Consider the following 18377-nt stretch of genomic DNA (forward strand, 5'->3'; position numbering starts at 1 on the left):
ATCCTGGTCAGCATGGGCGTGATGGTGCTGGCCGGCGCGTTGATCGGCGCGGCACTGCTGAACCGCACGGACGAGATGACGCACCAGCTCGTCGACAACATCCAGCCGGCGCGCGTGGCGGCCTTCCAGTTGCAGGCCGCGTTGCGCGACCAGGAGACCGGAATCCGCGGCTACCTGATCGCCGGGGACCGGCAATTCCTCACGCCGTACTACGACGGGCAGCACGCCGAACAGGTGGCGGCGGAAGAGATCCGGCGCCGCCTGGGCCAGCGCCCGGACCTCATCGTCGACCTGGTGGCGATCGAGGACGCCGCGGCCAACTGGCGGGCGAGCTACGCCGAACCGGTCATCGCCACGGTGATGCCCACCGGCAAGAACGTCACAAGCAAGCCGTCGGCGGAGCGCGGAAAGAACGAATTCGACCATCTGCGAACGCTTTTCGATCGGCAGAACGCGAACCTGTCCGCGGCCCGGGTGACCGCCGCCTACGAACTCAAACACACCGACGCCTGGCGCAACCGGGTGCTCGGCGCCATGGTGTTGCTGTTCTTCGTCACCGCCGGGCTGCTGGGCTTCCTGGTCCGGGACACGGTCGCCCGTCCGCTCGCGGCGCTGGCCGCGGCGTGCAGGCGGATCACCCAGGGCAGCTTCGATGAGAGCATCACACCGCCGAGGCGGCCCAAGGACGTTCGCGACATGGCGATCGACGTGGAGAACATGCGCAAACGGATGGTCGAGGAGCTCGAGGTGTCGCGTTCGGCCCAGGCGCAACTGGACGAGCAGGCGGCCGAATTGCGCCGGTCCAACGCCGAACTCGAGCAGTTCGCCTACGTCGCGTCGCACGACCTGCAGGAGCCGCTGCGCAAGGTCGCCTCGTTCTGTCAGCTGCTGGAGCGTCGCTACGGCGACAAGCTCGACGAGCGCGGCATCGAATACATCGGGTTCGCGGTCGACGGGGCCAAGCGGATGCAGGCGCTGATCAACGACCTGCTCACCTTCTCGCGCGTCGGCCGGCTGGGCACCACGGAAACCGATGTGAACGTCGACGCGACGCTGGATTCGGCCCTGGCCAACCTGGCCCTCGCGGTCGAGGAGTCCGAGGCCGAGATCGTGCGACCCGACGCCCTGCCGCGTATCAAGGGCGATCCGATGCTGCTGACGATGCTGTGGCAGAACCTCATCGGCAACGCGGTGAAGTTCCGGCACAAGGATCGCCGGCCTCGCGTCGTCATCGAGTGTGTGCCGGGCGCCGGCAACCACGACGGCGAATGGGTGATCACCGTGTCGGACAACGGCATCGGCATCCCGGCGGAATTCGCCGACAAGGTCTTCGTCATCTTCCAGCGCCTGCACGGCCGCGAGGTGTACGCCGGGACCGGCGTCGGCCTCGCGCTGGTCAAGAAGATCGTCGAGCACCATGGCGGCACCATTCGGATCGACACGCCCCGCACCGAGGGAACGCGGTTCGAGTTCACCCTGCCCATGGCCGGGCCCGAGCCCGACCCGGACGCGGACGCGTCACGCCCAGCCGCTTTGGAAGGAGCGCATGAATGACATCGGCCGGTAGAGCCATCGACATCCTGCTCGTCGAAGACGACCCGGGAGACGAGCTCATCACGCGAGAAGCCTTCGAGCACAACAAACTCCAGAACCGGCTGCACGTGGCGCACGACGGCGAGGAGGGTCTCGACTACCTCTACCGGCGCGGCCAGTTCACCGACGCGCCGCGGCCCGACCTCATCCTGTTGGACCTCAACCTGCCCAAGTACGACGGCCGCCAGCTGCTGGAGAAGATCAAGTCCGACCCGGACCTGGCCCGCATCCCGGTGGTCGTGCTGACCACCTCCTCGGCGGAGGAGGACATCCTGCGCAGCTACAAGCTGCACGCCAACGCCTACGTGACCAAACCCGTTGACCTGGACCAGTTCATGAAGGCGGTCCGGCAGATCGACGAGTTCTTCGTCCAGGTGGTGCGCCTGCCCAGCCTGTGACGGTGTCCGCCTAGCCCGCCGTCTGCGGCGCGCTCAGGAACTCGTCGTTGTGCTGCCCGGGCGCCGGCGGGGGATCGGTGGTCACCGCGTCGAAGCTCGAGTAGCGCGCGGGCATGCGCACCACGGTGATCGGGTCCTCGCCGCCAACCCGCAGGGCCAGCTCGTTCTCCGCGAACAGCGGGGTGTCCACCACCTGCTTCCAGGTGTAGGCCAGGCAGGCCATCAGGCCGCCTTCTTGAAGCAGCTCAACCCATTCGGCCGCGGTCTTGGTCGCCAGCGCCGACTCGAGCTCCTCGGTCAGCTCGGGGTAATTCATTGCGCGCGAACGCTGGTCGATGAATCGCTCGTCGGTCAGCAGGTCCGGCCGGCCGATGATCCGGCACAGCTTGGCCCAGTGCTTGGGCACGTACGCGCTGATCACCAGGTACCCGTCGGCGGCCCGGAACGCGTCCGACGGTTGGGTCGCGAAGCCGACACCCTTGCGCTTCTTGGGTTTCGGCTCGGAGTCCGGCTTCGGCTTGGCCGCCTCCGTCGGCTTGTTCAGGTGGATGGTGAGCTGGCCGGCCTGCAGGTTGACCGCGACGTCGTACATGGCGACCCGCACCACGTCGGCCACGCCGTGGCGCTCGCGGTTGAGCAGGGCGGCCAGCACCGCCTGGGCCAGCACGTGCCCGCTCGCGGCGTCCACCAGCTGGAAGGGGATGATCTGCGGCTTGCCGGTCGGCGTCGGCATCCCGGTGGTCATGCCCGACTCGGCCGCGACCATCAGGTCGACGCCGGGCCGGCTGCCGTGCGGGCCGTTGCCGCCGTAGGCCGACAGCCGCGCGTAGATCAGCCTGGGGTTGCGGGCGCGCAGGTCGTCGGGGCCCAGACCCATGCGTTCCATCACGCCGGGGCGAAACCCCTCCAGCACGACGTCGGCGGTGTCGACCAGCCGCAGGATCTGCTGCTTGGCGGCGTCGTCGGTGAGGTCGACCGCCACCGATTTCTTGCCCCGGTTGTGCGGCAGGAACAGCGTGGGCAGCGGCGGGCGCCCGGGCAGCACCGCGGTGATCTGCCGGGCCGCCTCGCCGTGGGGCGCCTCGACCTTGATCACCTCGGCACCGAGGTCGGCCAGCACCTGCCCGGCCAGCGGCCCGGCGATGTTCTGGGTGAAATCGAGTACCCGGAATCCGTCCAGGGGCTTGGCCGGGGTGCTGTTTGCCATGGGTGGCCTTCCGTCAACGGGCAGCGCGCTCGGCCCTGGGCAAAATGGCCGTGCAGTAGTAGTTCTCGGCGAACGGCGCACCGGGGTCGGTGCGCTGCAAAGGTAACCCGTTGTCGGCCAACAGCCGATTCAGGGGGGTTCGAACCGCGCGCCAGCCGCGCCGCTGCAGGTAGGCCGCCGCGTCGTTGCGCTCGCCGGGGAAGCCCAGGTCGCCCAGCGCGATGTCCAGGCCGTTGTCCCGCCACTTCTGGCTGGCGGCGTTCAGGGCGTCCCCACTGGTCCCGGAGTTGACGAAGACCTCGGCCACCAGCCGGCTGCCGTCGGCGCTGAGCGCGGTGATGTCGTCGAGCAGCCGGTCCTGCGCCTCGGGCGGCAGGAAGCCGAGCAGTCCCTCGGCGGCCCAGGCGGCGGGCCGCCCGGTGTCGAACCCGGCCCTGCGCAGCGCCGACGGCCAGTCGTGGCGCAGGTCGATCGGGACGGCCCGGACCTCGGCGGTGGGCTCGGCGCCGAGCGCGGCGATGGTGGCGTTCTTGAATTCGATGACCTGCGGCTGGTCGATCTCGAAGACGGTGGTGCCCGCCGCCCACGGCAGCCGGTAGGCGCGCGCGTCCAGGCCGGAGGCCAGGATGACGACCTGGCGGATGGCCGGGTCTTGTTGGGCGCCGGCCTCGGCGAAGAACGCGTCGATGTAGCGCGTGCGGGCGGCCAGCATGTCGGTCATGCGCTGCATGCCCCACGGGGCGCCCGGCTCGTCGACGGCGGCGGAGCTCAATTCACCGGCGGCCCACCGGGTCATGAAGTCGACGCCGACGGCGCGCACCAGTGGCTCGGCGAACGGGTCGTCGATGAGCCCGTCGCGGGTGGCCCGGGCCCGTCCGGCGGCCACCATGGTCGCGGTGGCCCCCACACTGGTGGCCAGGTCCCAGGTGTCGTCCTCGGTACGCGTCATCGGCACCGCCCCTTCCGTCTAGTCGTTAGCCAGAATAACGATGGTGACCAAAGGCCCCACCCGGTAGTGGCGTTGCGCCCTTACCCCGGACCGGGCCGGGCGGCAGCATCGACGTGTGCAAATCGTCCGGCGCGCGGGTCTGGAAGCCCGGTCGCTGCTTCTTTATGCCCGGTCCGGGGGCCTGCGGTGGATCGCGCCCGGACAAATCCCCTCGGTGCTGCGCGCCCTGGAGCGCTTCGGCCTGCTCGGGGCGGCGACGGCCATCGCGGCCGGGCGAGACCGCGACGGGCTGGCGCTGATCGACGAGCGGGGCCCCCTGACGTTCGGCGAGCTGGACGAGCGCACCAACGCGTTGGCCAACGAGTGGCGGCGGCGCGGCCTCGGACCGGGGGCCGGCGTGGCGATCCTGGTGGGCAACCACCGGGGCTTCCTGGAAGCCGTGTACGCCGCCGCCAAGTGCGGCGCCGGTGTCCTGCTGCTCAACACCGGGTTCGGCGCCGCGCAGCTGGCCGAGATGCTGTCCCGTGAACGCGCCGACCTGCTGGTGTACGACGAGGAGTACGACGCCGTCGTCGCCGACGTCCGGCCGAGGCTGGGCCGGATCCGGGCCTGGACCCAGACCCCCGCCCCCGACAGCCTCGACGCGCTGATCGAACGCGGTGACCCCGGTCCGCCGCCCCCGTCGGGTGGGCGGCCCAAGATCGTCATCGCGACCAGCGGTACCACGGGTACGCCGAACGGCGCCGCGCGTTCCGAACCCAGTTCGCTGATACCGGTCGGCGGATTGCTCGGCAAGGCACCGTTCCGCGGCCGGGAGGTCACCGAATGCTGTGTGCCGCTGTTCCATTCGATGGGGTTCAGCCACGCGATGTACGCGATGGTGCTGGGCTCGACCCTGGTGCTGCGCCGCCAGTTCGACGCCCGCCAAGCGCTGGCCGGCGTGGCCGCGCATCGGGCCAGCGCCATGATCGTCGTGCCGATCATGTTGCGGCGCATCCTCGATCTGGGGCCGGCGGCCCTGGCCGAGCACGACCTGTCCTCGTTGCGCATCGTGTTCGTCGGCGGCTCGCAGCTCGGTGCCGCGCTGGCCACCCGGGCGCTCGAGGCGCTCGGTCCCGTGGTCTACAACATGTACGGGTCCACCGAGGTGGCCTATGCCACCATCGCCACGCCCGCCGACCTGGCCGCCGCGCCCGGATGCGTGGGTGCGGTGGTGCCCGGATCGGTCGTCAAGATCCTCGGCGACGACGGCCATGAGGTTGCGCCGGGGACGCCGGGCCGGATCTTCGTCGGTAACGTGCTGGCCTTCGAGGGCTACACCGGCGGCGGCACCAAGGAGTCGATCGGGGGTCTGATGTCGACCGGCGACATCGGCCATTTCGATTCCGAGGGAAGGCTTTTCATCGACGGCCGCGACGACGAGATGATCGTCTCCGGCGGGGAGAACGTGTACCCCGGCGAGGTCGAAGACGCGCTCGCGCATCATCCCGACGTCGTCGAGGCCGCAGTCCTCGGCGTGGACGACGAGCAGTTCGGCCAACGGTTGCGCGCGTACGTGGTGGTCCGGCCGGGCGCGGCGCTGACCGAGGACGACGTCAAGGAGTACGTGCGGAACCGGTTGGCCCGCTTCAAGGTTCCCCGCGACGTCCTGTTCGTCGACGCACTGCCCCGCAACGCGGGCGGCAAGGTGCTCAAGCGGGTGCTGGCCGCGGGCGGATCAGTCCAGGCGGTAGCGGATCAGCCGGGAGCTGTTGGCCACCACGGCAACTGACGACGCGTTGTGCAGGATGGCGGCCAGCACGGGGGACAGCGCCCCGCCGGCGCCGATGATCAGCCCGGCGGCGTTGACCGCGATGGACATGCCGTAGTTCTCCCGGATGACGTCGACGGCCCGGGCGCCCAGGTCCCGCACGTCGAGCAGGCGGTGCAGGTCGTCGTTGGCCAGCGCCACGTCGGCGGTCTCGACGGCGACGTCGGTCCCGGCCAGGCCCATGGCGATCCCGATGTCGGCGGCGGCCAGGGCCGGCGCGTCGTTGATGCCGTCGCCGACCATGCCGACCACGTAGCCGTCGTTCTGCAGCCCGCGCACCACCTCGAGCTTGTCCTCGGGCATCACCTCGGCGCGCCACTCGTCGATCCCCAGCTCCTCGGCGACCACCTCGGCGATGTCGGGGTGGTCGCCGGTGAGCATGACGATCCGGCGGATGCCGTTGTCGCGCAACTCCTTCAGTACCTCGACCGCCTCGGGCCGCACCTCGTCGCGCAGGCTGATCAGCCCCACCAGCTTGCCGTCGACCGCGAGCAACAGCGGGGTCTCGGCCTGGCGCCGCAGCCTGCCCACCCACTCCGACGCCTTCTTCGACACCCGCACCTTTTCGGCGCGCAGCAGCCCGGGACTGCCGAGGAGCAGGGTGCGGCCGTCGGCCCAGGTCCGCATGCCCAGGCCCACCAGCACCTCGCACTCCTCGTGCGGCGGGATGGTGATGTGGCGCTCCTCGGTCGAGCGGATCACCGCCTCGGCCAGCGGGTGCCGCGAGTGGATCTCCGAGCTCGCCGCGTACGCCAGCACCTGCTCGGGCTCCCAGTCCTTGTGCAGGGCAATGATATTGGTGACCACCGGGCGGCCGACGGTCAGCGTCCCGGTCTTGTCGAACACGATCGCGTCCACCCTGCCGGCCTGTTCGAGGTGGGAGCCGCCCTTGATCAGGATGCCGCGGCGGGCGCCGTTGCCGATCGCGGCGCTGATCGCGGTCGGGGTGGACAGGCCCACCGCGCAGGGGCAGGCGATCAGCAGCATGGTCATCGCGCGGCGCACGTCGCCGGTGACCGCCAGGGTCAGGGCCGAGACGACGAACGAGGTGGGAACGAAACGGCGGGAGAAGTTCTCGCCGACGGTCTGGATGGGCGCCCGGTCGTGTTGGGCCTCCTCGACCCGGCTGATGATGCGCCCGATCGCGGTCTGGTTCCCGACGGCCTGCGCGCGTACCACCAGCCGTCCGCGCACCACGACGGACCCGGCGTGTACGTGCGCGCCGACCACCACGCTGACCGGCAGGTTCTCGCCGGTGATCGCGGACTGGTTGACGATCGCCTCGCCGTCGACCACCTCGCCGTCCACCGGGATCGCGACGTGGTCGTGAATGACCACCTCGTCGCCGATCTGCACGCCGTCGATGGGCACCTGGACTTCCGTCCCGTCGGTCAGCCGGATCCACGCCGTGTCCTGGCTGCCGCGCAGCAGTTCGGAGATGGCGCGCCGGGTCCGGCGCAGCGTGAGGTCTTGCAGGTACTCGCCGATGTTGAGCAGCCAGAGCACGGTGAGCGCCACCACGTTCTCGCGCAGCACCAGGCTCGCCACGGTCGCGGCCGACACCAGGGCATCGGTGCCGGCCCGGCCGGAGCGCAATGAGCGCAGCGCGCCGCGCAGGAACGGGTAGCCGGTGAAGACGGTGACGCCGGTGGCCAGCGCCCGGCCGTTCGGGCCGAGCAGCGGCGGCCGGGCGAACACGTAGCGGCGCACGCCGAGCAGGGCCAGCGCCGCACCGCCGACGACCATCCGCAACACGTCGGTGTTGCGGATCTCCGACGAATGCGGCGCCCGCGCCGGGATCAGCTCGGCGGCGACGTGCGCGGCCGACCCGATCGCCGCCAGCACCGCGGAGCGGTCGCAGCGCCGCGGCGAATACCAGACGACGACGGATCCGGTGCGCGGGTAGGCGTGCACCACGCGCACGCCGTCGCACGTGGCGACGGCCTCCTCGACCGCCACCGCGCGCCGCGAGTTGCACCGGACCCATTCGACGGACACCCGCATGCGCCCCGCCGCGTCCGAAACGATCTGCAGCGCGGGGTCTTCCGTGGTGATGTCGGGGAGCGCGACCGTACCGGGGGACATGCCCGCCCGATCAGTGCTCGTGCTGGTGGGCGTCGGTGACCGACGGCGTCGGGGACTCCTCGCCGATGCGTTCGCGGGCCTCGGCCATGACGTCGGCGATCTTCAGGCGGGCCGACTCGGCGGCCTCCTCGGCCCTGCGTGTCCCCCGCAGCCCCAGTTCGGCGGCCGACACGGCGGTCTCGTGCAGCGGCGCCTTGGCCACGGCCTTGCGCACCACCTCGTAGGCCGTCACGCCGACGAGGCCGGTGACCACCGTCGATGCCGCCTTTGCCAAGAGCGCGTACCCCGCCATGTGCCCGGACCTCCCTGTCGTCGCGGCGTCAGTTGATGCTCGCTCGACGTTAACATCGAAATATTGCGATATCAATATGAATCGGGGCGGGACGGCGGCCCTACAGCACCCGGGTGACCTTCTCGGTCTCGACCCGGCGCTGCAGCGCCGACGGGTCGGGATTGGCCACCTGCACCAGCGACCCGCCGACTGCCAGGATCGCGAGCAGGCCGTCCACCAACTCGTCGGGCCCGGACCACGCCGCGGTGGAAAGCACCCTGTCGGCGGCCGTCAATTCCCTTGCGGCGGCTGAACTTTGACAATCGGCCAGGACCTCGTCGACCGATCGGCCTTCGAGCGCCGGGCCGGGATGGCGTTCGGCGACGATCTGGTCGCCGTGCACCCGCACGGCCGTGGCGTAGTCGGTGACCCCGATCGGCAGGTCGGGGACCGGGCGCCCGAACGGATCCAGCGACAGCACCGCGACCTCCCCGGCCACCGCCGAGTCCGCCTCGTCCAGCCGTTCGGCGGTGCACATGGCGATGTCCCCCGCGCCGGAGAGCACCGCCTCGGCGCCGATCCACCACACCCCGAACAGCACGGCCGCGGTCTGCCAGTGCGCCGGCAGCAGGATCGCGACCCGGCTGCCCGGCCCGGCGCCCAGTTCGTCGCGCAACAGGTTGCCGGTCTTGGCCGCCCAGTTGGCCAGCGTCACCGCGGACAACTCGATCCGCTCGCCGGACGCGTCGTCGTAGTAGGTGATGCGCGGGCCGACCGGGTCGGCCCGCAGCATCGGGTCGAGGATGGCGCCGGAGAGCGTGCTCAGTTGATGCACTCGGGCTTGTCGGAACCGGCGGTCAGGATCGGCGAGGGCGCCGGGACGTTGGGGTCGGCCGCCACCGAACCGACGTTGGACACCTTGGCGGGCATCACCGTCCCGGTGCCGGAGAGCCCCGAGCCGGGGCCGCTGTAGTCGTTGCCCAGCACCACCCGGACCGAGCCCGCCGCGACGGAGGGATCGGCGACCACCGGCAGCCCGCCCAGCTCCTTGGCCACCTCCTGGGCGCCGAGGTCGTCGGTCTTGGCGGCCCGCACCTGGCTGCCCTTGACGTGGCCGCCGTCGTTGTTGCCCACCGTGCCGGCGCCGAATCCCTTGGCGGTCAGCACCTGCGAGACCGCCGACGCCAGGCCGTTGATGTCGGTGTCGTTGACCACGCTGGCGGTCGTCTTCGCCGGGGTGTAGGCGATCTCCTCGGTCTTGCCCTGCTCCTGGTCGTGCAGCAGCCCGCTGACCCAGTCCTGCACCTGACGCGGGTCCACCCGCACCACGCTCTGCATGCCGTCGTCGCTCCAGCCGGCCCCGTCCAGCACCGGAATGGTGGCGAACGCGACGTTGCCGCCGGCCAGCTTCTGCATCTGCTGGACGAAATCCATGACGTCCCAACCCTGGGAGATCACCACCGAGCGCTGCACGGCGGACTCCAGCCTCTTGACCGTGGTGGGGCTGGACAGCGTCTTGCCGGAGATGACCCGGTGGGCCAGCGAGGCCATCACCACCTGCTGGCGCACCACCCGGTCCAGGTCGCCGCGCGGCAACTCGTGGCGTTGGCGGACGAAGCTGAGCGCCTCCGGCCCGTCGAGCCGCTGCGGGCCCGCAGGGAAGTCGGCGCCCGAAAGCGGTTCGAACACCGGCTCTTTGAGGCAGACATCCACGCCGCCGAGCGCGTCGGTGATCAAGGAGAAGCCGAGCAGGCCGATCTCGGCATAGTGGTCGACGGTGACGCCGGTGAGGTCGGCGACGGTCTTGATCAGCGCCTCGCGCCCGGCCTCGGTGCCCTGCGCCGCGGCGTCCTCGGCCGAGTCGCCGGCCTTTACCAGGCTGGCGCGCTTGGCCTCGCGGGTCTGGCCGTAGACGCCGTTGATCTTCGTCTTGCCCAGCCCGGGGGCCGCGACGTAGGAGTCGCGGGGGATCGAGATGGCGGTCGCCGACTTCCCGTTGTTGGGGATCCGGATCAGGATGATCGTGTCGGTGTTGGTGGCTTCCTCGTCGCCGGCCCGCAAGGTGGCCAGCTCCTCTTGCGACAGGGGGTTGCCGTGGGCGTCGGTGCGGCTGTCGAGCCCGACCAGCAGGATGTCGATCGCGCCGTCGTCGCCGCCCTTGCCGAGCGAGGGTGCGGACATGTGAAAGATGCCGTCCTCGAAGGACCGGACGTTGCTCCACGCCAGGCCGGTGCCGAGGACGACGACGAGCGTGAGCGCAGTGGCAATCACACGAATCACACGTTGCACAGGCATCCCACTAGGTTACTTGCGACACAGACGCTTCGTGGGTAGCGAGGCCCCGCGCGCCCCGGGCGTTCGCCCCCGCTTTCCTGGGCATGCCAGACTCGAACGATGTCGAGCAGGATCGTGATCGCCGGTGCCGGGGGGCAGCTCGGCGGCTTTTTGCGCTCGTTGGCGGCCGCCGAGGGCCGCGACGTGCTGGCGCTGACGTCGTCGCAGTGGGACATCACCGATCCGGCCGCCGCCGGGCGGATCGTCCAGCGCGGCGACGTGGTGATCAACTGCGCGGCCTACACCGACGTCGACGGCGCCGAGAGCGACGAGGCCGGCGCCTACGCCGTCAACGCCGCCGGCCCCGAGAACATCGCCAAGGCCTGCGCGCGCGCCGGCGCGCGGTTCATCCACGTCTCCACCGACTACGTGTTCAACGGAGACTTCGGCGGGGCGGACCCGCGTCCGTACGAACCCGACGACCAAACCGCCCCGGTGGGCGTGTACGGGCGCAGCAAGCTCGCCGGGGAGCAGGCCGTGCTGGCGGCGCTGCCGGATGCCGTCATCGTCCGGACCGCCTGGGTCTACACCGGCGGCGACGGCAAGGACTTCGTCGCCGTCATGCGCCGGCTGGCCGCGGGGGACGGACCGGTGCGGGTGGTCCACGACCAGGTCGGCTCCCCGACCTACGTGGGCGACCTGGCGGCGGCCCTGCTGCAAATCGTCGACGACCGCGTGCCCGGGCCCATCCTGCACGCCGCCAACGAGGGCGCGGTTTCCCGCTTCGAGCAGACCCGGGCGATCTTCGAGGAGTGCGGCGCCGACCCGGCCCGGGTACATCCGGTCAGCACCGCGGAATTTCCCCGCCCCGCGCCGCGCCCCAGCTACTCCGCGCTGTCGGGGCGCCGGTCCGCCGCGGCCGGGCTGCGGCCGTTAAGGCCCTGGCGCGCTGCGCTTGTCGCGGCGCTGGCCGCCACCGATACCACCGTCGCCGCTGATCGACCGTTACCCTCTACGCGTGACTGACGTCCTGCCGGTCGTGACGGTGACCTACTCACCGGGCCCGCACCTCGAGCGCTTCCTGGCCTCGTTGTCGCTGGCCACCGAGCGGCCCGTGTGCGTGGTGATGGCCGACAACGGCTCCACCGACGGCACCCCGCAGGCCGCCCTCGAGCGCTACCCGAACGCGCGGCTGTTCCACACCGGGGCCAACCTCGGGTACGGCACCGCGATCAACCGCGCGGTCGCGCAGCTCGCCGAGACACCGGAGGTCGACGACGACTGGGTGATCGTGGCCAACCCGGACGTGCAGTGGGGCCCGGGCAGCATCGACGCCCTGCTCGACGCCGCCACTCGCTGGCCGCGGGCCGGGGCGCTGGGCCCGCTCATCCGCGATCCGGACGGCTCGGTCTACCCGTCGGCGCGCCACCTGCCCAGCCTGGTCCGCGGCAGCATGCACGCGGTCGTCGGGCCGCTCTGGAAGCGCAACCCGTGGACAGCGGCGTACCGGCAGGAGCGGCTGGAGCCCACGGAGCGCCCGGTCGGCTGGCTGTCGGGGTCGTGCCTGCTGGTCCGCCGGTCCGCCTTCGCCCAGGTCGGCGGGTTCGACGAGCGCTACTTCATGTACATGGAAGACGTCGACCTCGGGGACCGGCTCGGCCGGGCCGGCTGGCTGAGCGTCTACGTGCCGTCGGCCGAGGTGCTGCACCACAAGGGCCACTCCACCGGGGACGACCCGGCGAGCCACCTGGCAGCGCATCACAAGAGCACCTATATGTTCCTGGCCGACCGGCATTCGGGTTGGTGGCGCGCGCCGCTGCGCTGGGTGCTGTGGGCCGCGCTGGCGGTACGGTCCCGGCTGATGGTGCGCGGCGCGCTGCGCGGGCGGAGACGGAAACTGGCGGAAGGGCGGCGCTCACATGGCTAACCCGCAAGTCGATGCCGTGATCTTGGTGGGCGGCAAGGGGACCCGGCTGCGGCCGTTGACGCTGTCGGCGCCCAAGCCGATGCTGCCCACCGCCGGGCTGCCGTTCCTGACCCACCTGCTGTCGAGGATCGCCGCCGCGGGCATCGAGCACGTCATTCTGAGCACCTCGTATCAGGCCGCGGTGTTCGAGGCGGAGTTCGGCGACGGGTCCAAGCTGGGCCTGCAGATCGAATACGTCACCGAGGAGCGGCCGCTGGGGACCGGCGGCGGCATCGCCAACGTCGCCGGCCACCTGCGCCACGACACCGTGATGGTGTTCAACGGCGACGTCCTCTCGGGTGCCGACCTGGGCCAGATGCTCGACTTTCACCACGGCAGCCGGGCCGACGTCACCCTGCACCTGGTCCGGGTCGGCGACCCGCGGGCCTTCGGCTGCGTGACCACCGACGAAAACGGCCGCGTCACCGCCTTTTTGGAGAAGACGCAGGATCCACCCACCGATCAGATCAACGCCGGCACCTATGTGTTCGCGCGCGACATCATCGACCGCATCCCGCGGGGCCGCGAGGTGTCGGTCGAACGCGAGGTGTTCCCCGCGTTGCTCTCCGATCCGGACGTCAAGGTGTGCGGCTATGTCGACGCCACCTACTGGCGGGACATGGGCACGCCGGAAGACTTCGTGCGCGGTTCGGCGGACCTGGTGCGCGGCATCGCGCCGTCGCCGGCGCTGCAGGGGCACCGCGGCGAGCAGCTGGTGCACGACGGCGCGGCGGTGTCGCCGGGCGCGGTGCTGGTCGGCGGGACCGTCGTCGGGCGGGGCGCCGAGATCGGCCCCGGCGTCCGGCTGGACGGCGCCGTGATCTTCGACGGCGTCAAGGTGGAGGCGGGCAGCGTGATCGAGCGCTCCATCATCGGCTTCGGCGCGCGCATCGGCCCGCGGGCGCTGATCCGCGACGGCGTGATCGGCGATGGCGCCGACATCGGCGCGCGCTGCGAGCTGCTGCGCGGCGCCCGCGTCTGGCCCGGTGTTTCGATTCCCGACGGCGGGATCCGCTACTCCTCCGACGTCTAGCCCCCCTCGTTCGCGGCTACGGGTGGCGGGCCCGCCCCACCAGGTACGCCAGCGCGTGGTCGGCGCCGACCGGCAACGCGTCGGCAGGCCACCACCGCAGGTCCTCCGACTCGTCGCTGATCGCGATCCGCGCGCCGGGCGGCGCGTGCGCGACGAACTGCAGGTCGAGGTGGCGGGTGGGCACGCCCAGCGAGCAGGTGACCGGGTGGACGTGGATGGCGGCCAGCCCGGGCGCGATGCGCAGGCCGTCGACGCCGGACTCCTCGGTGGCCTCGCGCAGCGCGGCGGCGACGATGTCGCCGTCGCCCTCGTCGCAGTGGCCGCCCAGTTGCACCCACCGGCCCACGCGGGGGTGCAGGGTGAGCAGCACCCGCTCGCCGGTGTGGTCGAGCACCAGCGCCGAGGCGGTGACATGGCCCGGCACGCACTCGCGCCGGCAGGCGTCGGGGCGGGCGAGCACGAAGGCCAGCACCGCGTGCCGCAACGCGTCCTGCGCCGCGTCGGGGGCTTGCCAGTCGGACAGCAGCGCGATCACCGACTCCCGGACGCTCATCGAGAACCCCGCCGTGTCCGGCGATCCCGCAGACAGACCCGGGCCGCGCGGCACTGCCCCACCGCCTCGGGTCGCAGCCCCAACCCGTCGGTCAGGACGTGGCGGTCGACGAGGTCGAGCGCCTTCTCGGTCTCGCCGGCCTTCAACAGCAGGTCGACGTCGCGGGCCAGCTCGGGGCCGGCGAGCGCCGGCGGGGGAATGGGCAGCTGCTCGGCCTCGCGGGGTTCCAGCTCCAAGATGCCCCCGCCGTAACTGCGGCCGAGGATCTCGGCGAAGGCGAACGTGACGCTGTTGTGGAACACCGCGGCCAGCGCGGCCGGGTCCACACCGGCGGCGAGCCGGACCCGGTGCACGGTGTCGGTGCTCGTCGCCGCGGCGGCGTTGACGGTCAGCCGCGGCGCCAGGTGGATCTGGCGCAGCAGGAACAGGTCGGGGATCCACAGCGACGGCGTGCTCCACCACGGTTTGCGGATCGAGCACTTGTAGCCCCGGTCCACCCCGGCGGACTCACCGGCCTGGATGTGTGTGATCAAGGCGGGGTCGGCCGGGGCGCGCGGCGCGTCGAGCAGCCAGGTCCGATGCCCGGCGGCCACATCGCTTGCCCGGCAGTCGGTGTCGTATACCAACCCGGACAGCTGGGCGCTGCGTGAGACGAGCGGGACGCAGTGCGGCAGCAGCCCGAGTTCGCGGGCCTGCGCGTCGGTGAAGGTGAAGAAGCTGTTGCGGCCCGTCACGATGCCCACATCCACCGCGGCGACCGACCCGAGCCGGGTCAGGGCCGTAGACCCCTTGAGCGTGCGCAGCAGCCGGATCGCGCCCGGATCCAGGAAGTACTTGGTCCACTTCTCGTTCTCGTGTAGGAGCGCGGGCGCCGATTCGACGTCGAGGTCCGCTGCCGCGAGCGAATCGGCGTCGGCGAGGTGGACCGTGCGGATGCGGGCGGGTCCGGCGCCCGCGACCCCGCAGAACAACACGACCTCCTGCAGGATGCCGTCGAACACCAAGCGCTGGAACGTCACCAGCGTGATGTCGCTGAATCGGCTCAGCAGGAACTCGCGCAGCTGCGCGGCGTAGCTGACCTGGAGCAGCTCGGCGGGAAGCACCAGGCCCACCCGGCCGCCGTAGCGCACCAGGATCGAGCTCGCCACCACGAAGGGGACCCAGGCGTTGGTCAGGCGGCTGGGCCGCAATCCCGCGCGCCTCATCAGTTCCAGCGCGGGCTCGCGTTGCTCGGCCGCCCAGTTGCCGAACCGGATGTAGGGCGGGTTCCCGGCGACCCCGTCCCACCCGCCGGGTTCGGCGGTGGCGAGCCAGGTGAACAGGTTGGCGGCGTCGACGGGGGCGAATTCCCTTGACTTGGCCGCCTCCTCGGCGACCAGCTCGACGCCGTGGACTCCTCCGCCGAGGCCGGCCAGCTCGCGCAGGATGGCGCCGTCGCCGCAGGCCGGTTCCAGGATGCGCGGCCCGGCTTCCCGCACCCAGCCGGCCAGGAAGCGCGCCACCGGCGCGGGCGTGTAGTAGCCGCCGCGGGCCTTCTCGGCGGACGCGGGCGCCTTACCGGCGAATCCCATGGGCCTGAGTATCTCCGAACGGACGCGGCTCACTTGCGGATCAACAGATCCCCGGCGTCCGGCGGGTCGCGCGGCCCGGCGTGCTCCTCGGGGTAGCCGATGGCGATGGCGCCTAACGGCTCCCACTCGTCGGGCAGCTCCAGCTCGGCGCGCACCAGGTCGGCGGCGAAGATCGTCGAGCCGATCCAGCAGCTGCCCACCCCGCGCACGGCCAGCCCGACCAGCAGCGCCTGCACGGCCGCCCCGACCGCCACGGTGAACATGGTGTGCTCCGCGCCGGTGCGGGCGGCGTCGGGATAGGCGTGCGCGCCGTCGGGAACCAGCATCGGGATGACGACCTCGGGTGCGTCGTAAAGGATCTGGCCGCGAGCCACCCTGCGCTCGATCGCGTCGGCCGGCCGGCCGTCGCCGGCGAGGTCGGACCGCCACTTGTCCTTCATGCGGTCCAGCAGCCGCAGCCGGACCTCGGGGGTCTGCAGCCAGACGAACCGGACCGGGCGGGTGTGGTGCGGCGCCGGGGCGGTGAGCGCCTCGGCGACGGCGGCTTCGATCAGCCCGGGCGGCACCGGTTCGGCGCCGAACCGGCGCACCGATCGGCGTAACAGCTGCGCCTGCCGGCGCCCCATGTCGATGGCCTCGGCGGTGCCGAGCCAGAACAGATCCTCCTCGCCGGGGCGCAGCAGCTGCCGCGCCGTCGAGCCGTCGTCGGAGACGGCAAGGCCGCGCACCACCGCCACCGGCATGGCGGTCAACTTGCCCTTCACCAGATCGGCCGCCGCCGCGACCTCGTCGGCGACCGCGATCTCGGTGACCACCAGCTCGTTGCCGTGGGGGTCGACGGACCCCGAATAGCCGTGCAGCACAGCCAGACCGGCCGAGCCCACGGCGGCATCGATCTGGCCGTTGCGCCAGGCGCGGCCCATCGTGTCGGTGATGACCACCGCGACGTCGACGCCGAGCCGCTCGGCCAGGCCGGCGCGCAGCGCCGCGGCGCTGGCGTCCGGGTCGACCGGCAGCAGCGCCAGCTCGTCGCGGCCCACGTTGGATCCGTCCACGCCCGCGGCGGCCTGGATCAGGCCGATGCGGTTCTCGGTGATCAGGGTGCGGCCCTTGCGCGCCAGCACCCGCACCGCCTCGGCGTCGACGAGCTTGCGCCGGAGTTCGTCGCGCTCCTCGGCGTCCTGCGGAGCCGGCACCAGCCGGCCCTCGCACTTGGACACCACCTTGCTGGTCACCACCACCACGTCGCCGTCGCGCAGCCAGGGCGCGGCCGCGGCCAGCGCCGCGGCCAGGTCGTCGCCGGGCCGGAATTCGGGAAGCCCGGGAACGGGCAGGATCTCGATCGCCGCCGCCGAGCCGTGTTCCGTCACGGGTGCACGCCCGCAAGCTCGAGCCCGGCGCGGACCATCTCGGCCGTCGCCTTCGGGTCGGTCATCAACAGCGGCACGGCGGTCACCGCGACGCCGTCGATGTCGGCTTCGAAGGTATCCAGGTCGCCCTCGTGCACGAGCCAGCAATCCAGGATTCCGGTGCCGCCGCGCGCGCCGTAGTGCCGGCCGACCGCCTCCGCGGTGGATTCCACCCCGATCACCGACAGGCAGGCATCGGCCATGCCGCGCAGGGGTTTTCCGCCGATGATCGGCGAGTAGCCGACGACCGGGGCGGCCGCCGAGCGCAACGCGGCGCGAATCCCGGGGACGGCCAGGATGGCGCCGACGCTCACCACCGGGTTGGACGGCGCCAGCAGGATGACGTCGGCGTCGGCGATGGCCGCGACAGCTTCACTTGTGGCGGTGGCCTTTTCGGCGCCGATGAAAGCGAAGCTGTGCGTGGGCACGCCGGCCCGGTAGCGCACCCACCACTCCTGGAAGTGGATCGCCCGCCGGGTGCCGTCGTCCGGATCGGTGATCACCACGTGCGTCTCGCAGCGGTCGTCGCTGGCCGGCAGCAACCGGGCGCCGGGTTGCCAGCGATCGCACAGCGCCGCGGTGATCTGCGACAGCGGGTAGCCGGCGCCCAGCATCTGGGTGCGCACCAGGTGGGTGGCGATATCCCGGTCGCCGAGCCCGAACCAGTCCGGCTGCACGCCGTAGCGCGCCAATTCCTCTTTGGCGTGCCAGGTTTCGTCGCGGTGACCCCACCCTCGCTCCGGGTCTACCCCTCCACCTAAGGTGTACATGCAGGTGTCCAAATCCGGGCAGACCCGCAGTCCATGAATCCAGGCGTCGTCGCCGATGTTGACGATCGCGCTAAGTTCGTGGTTGCTGGCTCCCGCGTCTGGGTGCCGTTGCGTTTCGAACTGCCCCAGCCCGAGCAGCTGTTGAACCCCCAGCAGGAAGCGGGCGCCGCCAACCCCACCGACCAGAACGGTGACCTTCACGTGGACGACAGTACTGCCCGACGACCGTGTGGTGGCGGGCCCGTTACGCGGCCCTTAAGCCTAATCGTGGGCGGTGTGATCGACACGCCGAATGCGCAAAACAACGGAAACGCCGTAATTCGGTCACGAGATGGTATGGAAATGCGCCGAAGTGCTTGACCCGGCTGGTCAACCCGTGTCTAATCACAACAGTGTCATTTCCCGGTTGGCCGGCCGGTTCCGGTGTCGCAGACCGAGATTCGATCACTTGTTCGAATTGTCTGTACACATCAGAAAAGTGGGAACCA

Annotated in this window: 16 protein-coding genes; 6 read left to right on the top strand and 10 right to left on the bottom strand. The window is 71.3% G+C overall.

The features are described 5' to 3' along the window. Positions 1 to 12 precede the first annotated feature (12 nt). Positions 13 to 1554, top strand: a complete 1542-nt coding sequence (locus G6N51_RS24580) for a sensor histidine kinase (protein ID WP_083170078.1) — start codon at positions 13 to 15, stop codon at positions 1552 to 1554. After that, positions 1551 to 1991, top strand: a complete 441-nt coding sequence (locus tag G6N51_RS24585; RefSeq protein ID WP_083169873.1) for a response regulator — start codon at positions 1551 to 1553, stop codon at positions 1989 to 1991. Before G6N51_RS24580 ends, G6N51_RS24585 begins: the two co-directional genes overlap by 4 nt. 10 nt (positions 1992 to 2001) lie before the next feature. Here the strand turns inward: G6N51_RS24585 and G6N51_RS24590 are convergent, their stop codons facing one another. Beyond that, complete coding sequence (locus G6N51_RS24590; protein WP_083169875.1) at positions 2002 to 3198, bottom strand: CoA transferase; 1197 nt, start codon at positions 3196 to 3198, stop codon at positions 2002 to 2004. 13 nt (positions 3199 to 3211) lie between these two features. Next, on the bottom strand, positions 3212 to 4147 hold the full coding sequence (locus G6N51_RS24595) for a class I SAM-dependent methyltransferase (protein WP_083170080.1): 936 nt from the start codon (positions 4145 to 4147) through the stop codon (positions 3212 to 3214). 115 nt (positions 4148 to 4262) lie between these two features. On the opposite strand from G6N51_RS24595, the gene G6N51_RS24600 reads away from it, so the two are divergent. Next, entirely contained in the window at positions 4263 to 5918 is a 1656-nt protein-coding gene (locus G6N51_RS24600) for an AMP-binding protein (RefSeq protein WP_083169877.1), read from the top strand. Here the strand turns inward: G6N51_RS24600 and ctpC are convergent. The 4 genes from ctpC to G6N51_RS24620 form a co-directional block, all read right to left on the bottom strand. After that, complete coding sequence (gene ctpC, locus G6N51_RS24605; protein WP_083169879.1) at positions 5865 to 8042, bottom strand: manganese-exporting P-type ATPase CtpC; 2178 nt, start codon at positions 8040 to 8042, stop codon at positions 5865 to 5867. The genes G6N51_RS24600 and ctpC overlap by 54 nt on opposite strands. A gap of 10 nt (positions 8043 to 8052) precedes the next feature. Beyond that, the gene (locus tag G6N51_RS24610) at positions 8053 to 8334 is read right to left on the bottom strand and encodes a DUF1490 family protein (protein ID WP_083169881.1); all 282 of its coding nucleotides are present in this window, start codon (positions 8332 to 8334) and stop codon (positions 8053 to 8055) included. A gap of 100 nt (positions 8335 to 8434) precedes the next feature. Next, positions 8435 to 9148, bottom strand: a complete 714-nt coding sequence (locus tag G6N51_RS24615; protein WP_197747127.1) for a TIGR03089 family protein — start codon at positions 9146 to 9148, stop codon at positions 8435 to 8437. Continuing rightward, the gene (locus G6N51_RS24620; protein ID WP_083169883.1) at positions 9136 to 10608 is read right to left on the bottom strand and encodes an LCP family protein; all 1473 of its coding nucleotides are present in this window, start codon (positions 10606 to 10608) and stop codon (positions 9136 to 9138) included. The genes G6N51_RS24615 and G6N51_RS24620 overlap by 13 nt, the downstream gene beginning before the upstream one ends. A gap of 99 nt (positions 10609 to 10707) precedes the next feature. Here G6N51_RS24620 and rfbD point away from each other — a divergent pair, with 99 nt between their 5' ends. The 3 genes from rfbD to manB are packed head-to-tail and all read left to right on the top strand — an operon-like array spanning position 10708 to position 13586. After that, positions 10708 to 11613, top strand: a complete 906-nt coding sequence (gene rfbD, locus G6N51_RS24625) for a dTDP-4-dehydrorhamnose reductase (RefSeq protein WP_083169885.1) — start codon at positions 10708 to 10710, stop codon at positions 11611 to 11613. After that, positions 11606 to 12514 carry a glycosyltransferase family 2 protein gene (locus tag G6N51_RS24630; protein WP_083169887.1) on the top strand — a complete coding sequence of 303 codons (909 nt, stop codon included), beginning with the start codon at positions 11606 to 11608 and terminating at the stop codon, positions 12512 to 12514. The genes rfbD and G6N51_RS24630 overlap by 8 nt, the downstream gene beginning before the upstream one ends. After that, entirely contained in the window at positions 12507 to 13586 is a 1080-nt protein-coding gene (manB, locus tag G6N51_RS24635; protein WP_083169889.1) for a mannose-1-phosphate guanylyltransferase, read from the top strand. The genes G6N51_RS24630 and manB overlap by 8 nt, the downstream gene beginning before the upstream one ends. Positions 13587 to 13602: 16 nt before the next feature. Here manB and G6N51_RS24640 read toward each other — a convergent pair whose 3' ends face one another. The 4 genes from G6N51_RS24640 to cofD are packed head-to-tail and all read right to left on the bottom strand — an operon-like array spanning position 13603 to position 18090. Continuing rightward, on the bottom strand, positions 13603 to 14139 hold the full coding sequence (locus G6N51_RS24640; RefSeq protein WP_083169891.1) for an NUDIX hydrolase: 537 nt from the start codon (positions 14137 to 14139) through the stop codon (positions 13603 to 13605). Continuing rightward, positions 14136 to 15710, bottom strand: coding sequence for an Eco57I restriction-modification methylase domain-containing protein (locus G6N51_RS24645; RefSeq protein WP_083169893.1), 1575 nt, complete (start codon positions 15708 to 15710; stop codon positions 14136 to 14138). The genes G6N51_RS24640 and G6N51_RS24645 overlap by 4 nt, the downstream gene beginning before the upstream one ends. Before the next feature lie 29 nt (positions 15711 to 15739). Then, complete coding sequence (locus tag G6N51_RS24650; RefSeq protein ID WP_083169895.1) at positions 15740 to 17080, bottom strand: coenzyme F420-0:L-glutamate ligase; 1341 nt, start codon at positions 17078 to 17080, stop codon at positions 15740 to 15742. After that, positions 17077 to 18090, bottom strand: coding sequence for a 2-phospho-L-lactate transferase (gene cofD, locus G6N51_RS24655; protein WP_083169897.1), 1014 nt, complete (start codon positions 18088 to 18090; stop codon positions 17077 to 17079). The genes G6N51_RS24650 and cofD overlap by 4 nt, the downstream gene beginning before the upstream one ends. Between the last annotated feature and the right edge of the window lie 287 nt (positions 18091 to 18377).

It is taken from the genome of Mycobacterium paraseoulense (assembly GCF_010731655.1).
Lineage (GTDB): Bacteria > Actinomycetota > Actinomycetes > Mycobacteriales > Mycobacteriaceae > Mycobacterium > Mycobacterium paraseoulense.

What these genes read in the sequence shown, in the direction of transcription:
- G6N51_RS24580 (WP_083170078.1), top strand. Translation starts at nt 13, where the DNA reads ATGGGCGTGATGGTGCTGGCCGGCGCGTTGATCGGCGCGGCACTGCTG.
- G6N51_RS24585 (WP_083169873.1), top strand. Translation starts at nt 1,551, where the DNA reads ATGACATCGGCCGGTAGAGCCATCGACATCCTGCTCGTCGAAGACGAC.
- G6N51_RS24590 (WP_083169875.1), bottom strand. Translation starts at nt 3,198, where the DNA reads ATGGCAAACAGCACCCCGGCCAAGCCCCTGGACGGATTCCGGGTACTC.
- G6N51_RS24595 (WP_083170080.1), bottom strand. Translation starts at nt 4,147, where the DNA reads ATGACGCGTACCGAGGACGACACCTGGGACCTGGCCACCAGTGTGGGG.
- ctpC (WP_083169879.1), bottom strand. Translation starts at nt 8,042, where the DNA reads ATGTCCCCCGGTACGGTCGCGCTCCCCGACATCACCACGGAAGACCCC.
- G6N51_RS24610 (WP_083169881.1), bottom strand. Translation starts at nt 8,334, where the DNA reads ATGGCGGGGTACGCGCTCTTGGCAAAGGCGGCATCGACGGTGGTCACC.
- G6N51_RS24620 (WP_083169883.1), bottom strand. Translation starts at nt 10,608, where the DNA reads ATGCCTGTGCAACGTGTGATTCGTGTGATTGCCACTGCGCTCACGCTC.
- rfbD (WP_083169885.1), top strand. Translation starts at nt 10,708, where the DNA reads ATGTCGAGCAGGATCGTGATCGCCGGTGCCGGGGGGCAGCTCGGCGGC.
- manB (WP_083169889.1), top strand. Translation starts at nt 12,507, where the DNA reads ATGGCTAACCCGCAAGTCGATGCCGTGATCTTGGTGGGCGGCAAGGGG.
- G6N51_RS24640 (WP_083169891.1), bottom strand. Translation starts at nt 14,139, where the DNA reads ATGAGCGTCCGGGAGTCGGTGATCGCGCTGCTGTCCGACTGGCAAGCC.
- G6N51_RS24645 (WP_083169893.1), bottom strand. Translation starts at nt 15,710, where the DNA reads ATGGGATTCGCCGGTAAGGCGCCCGCGTCCGCCGAGAAGGCCCGCGGC.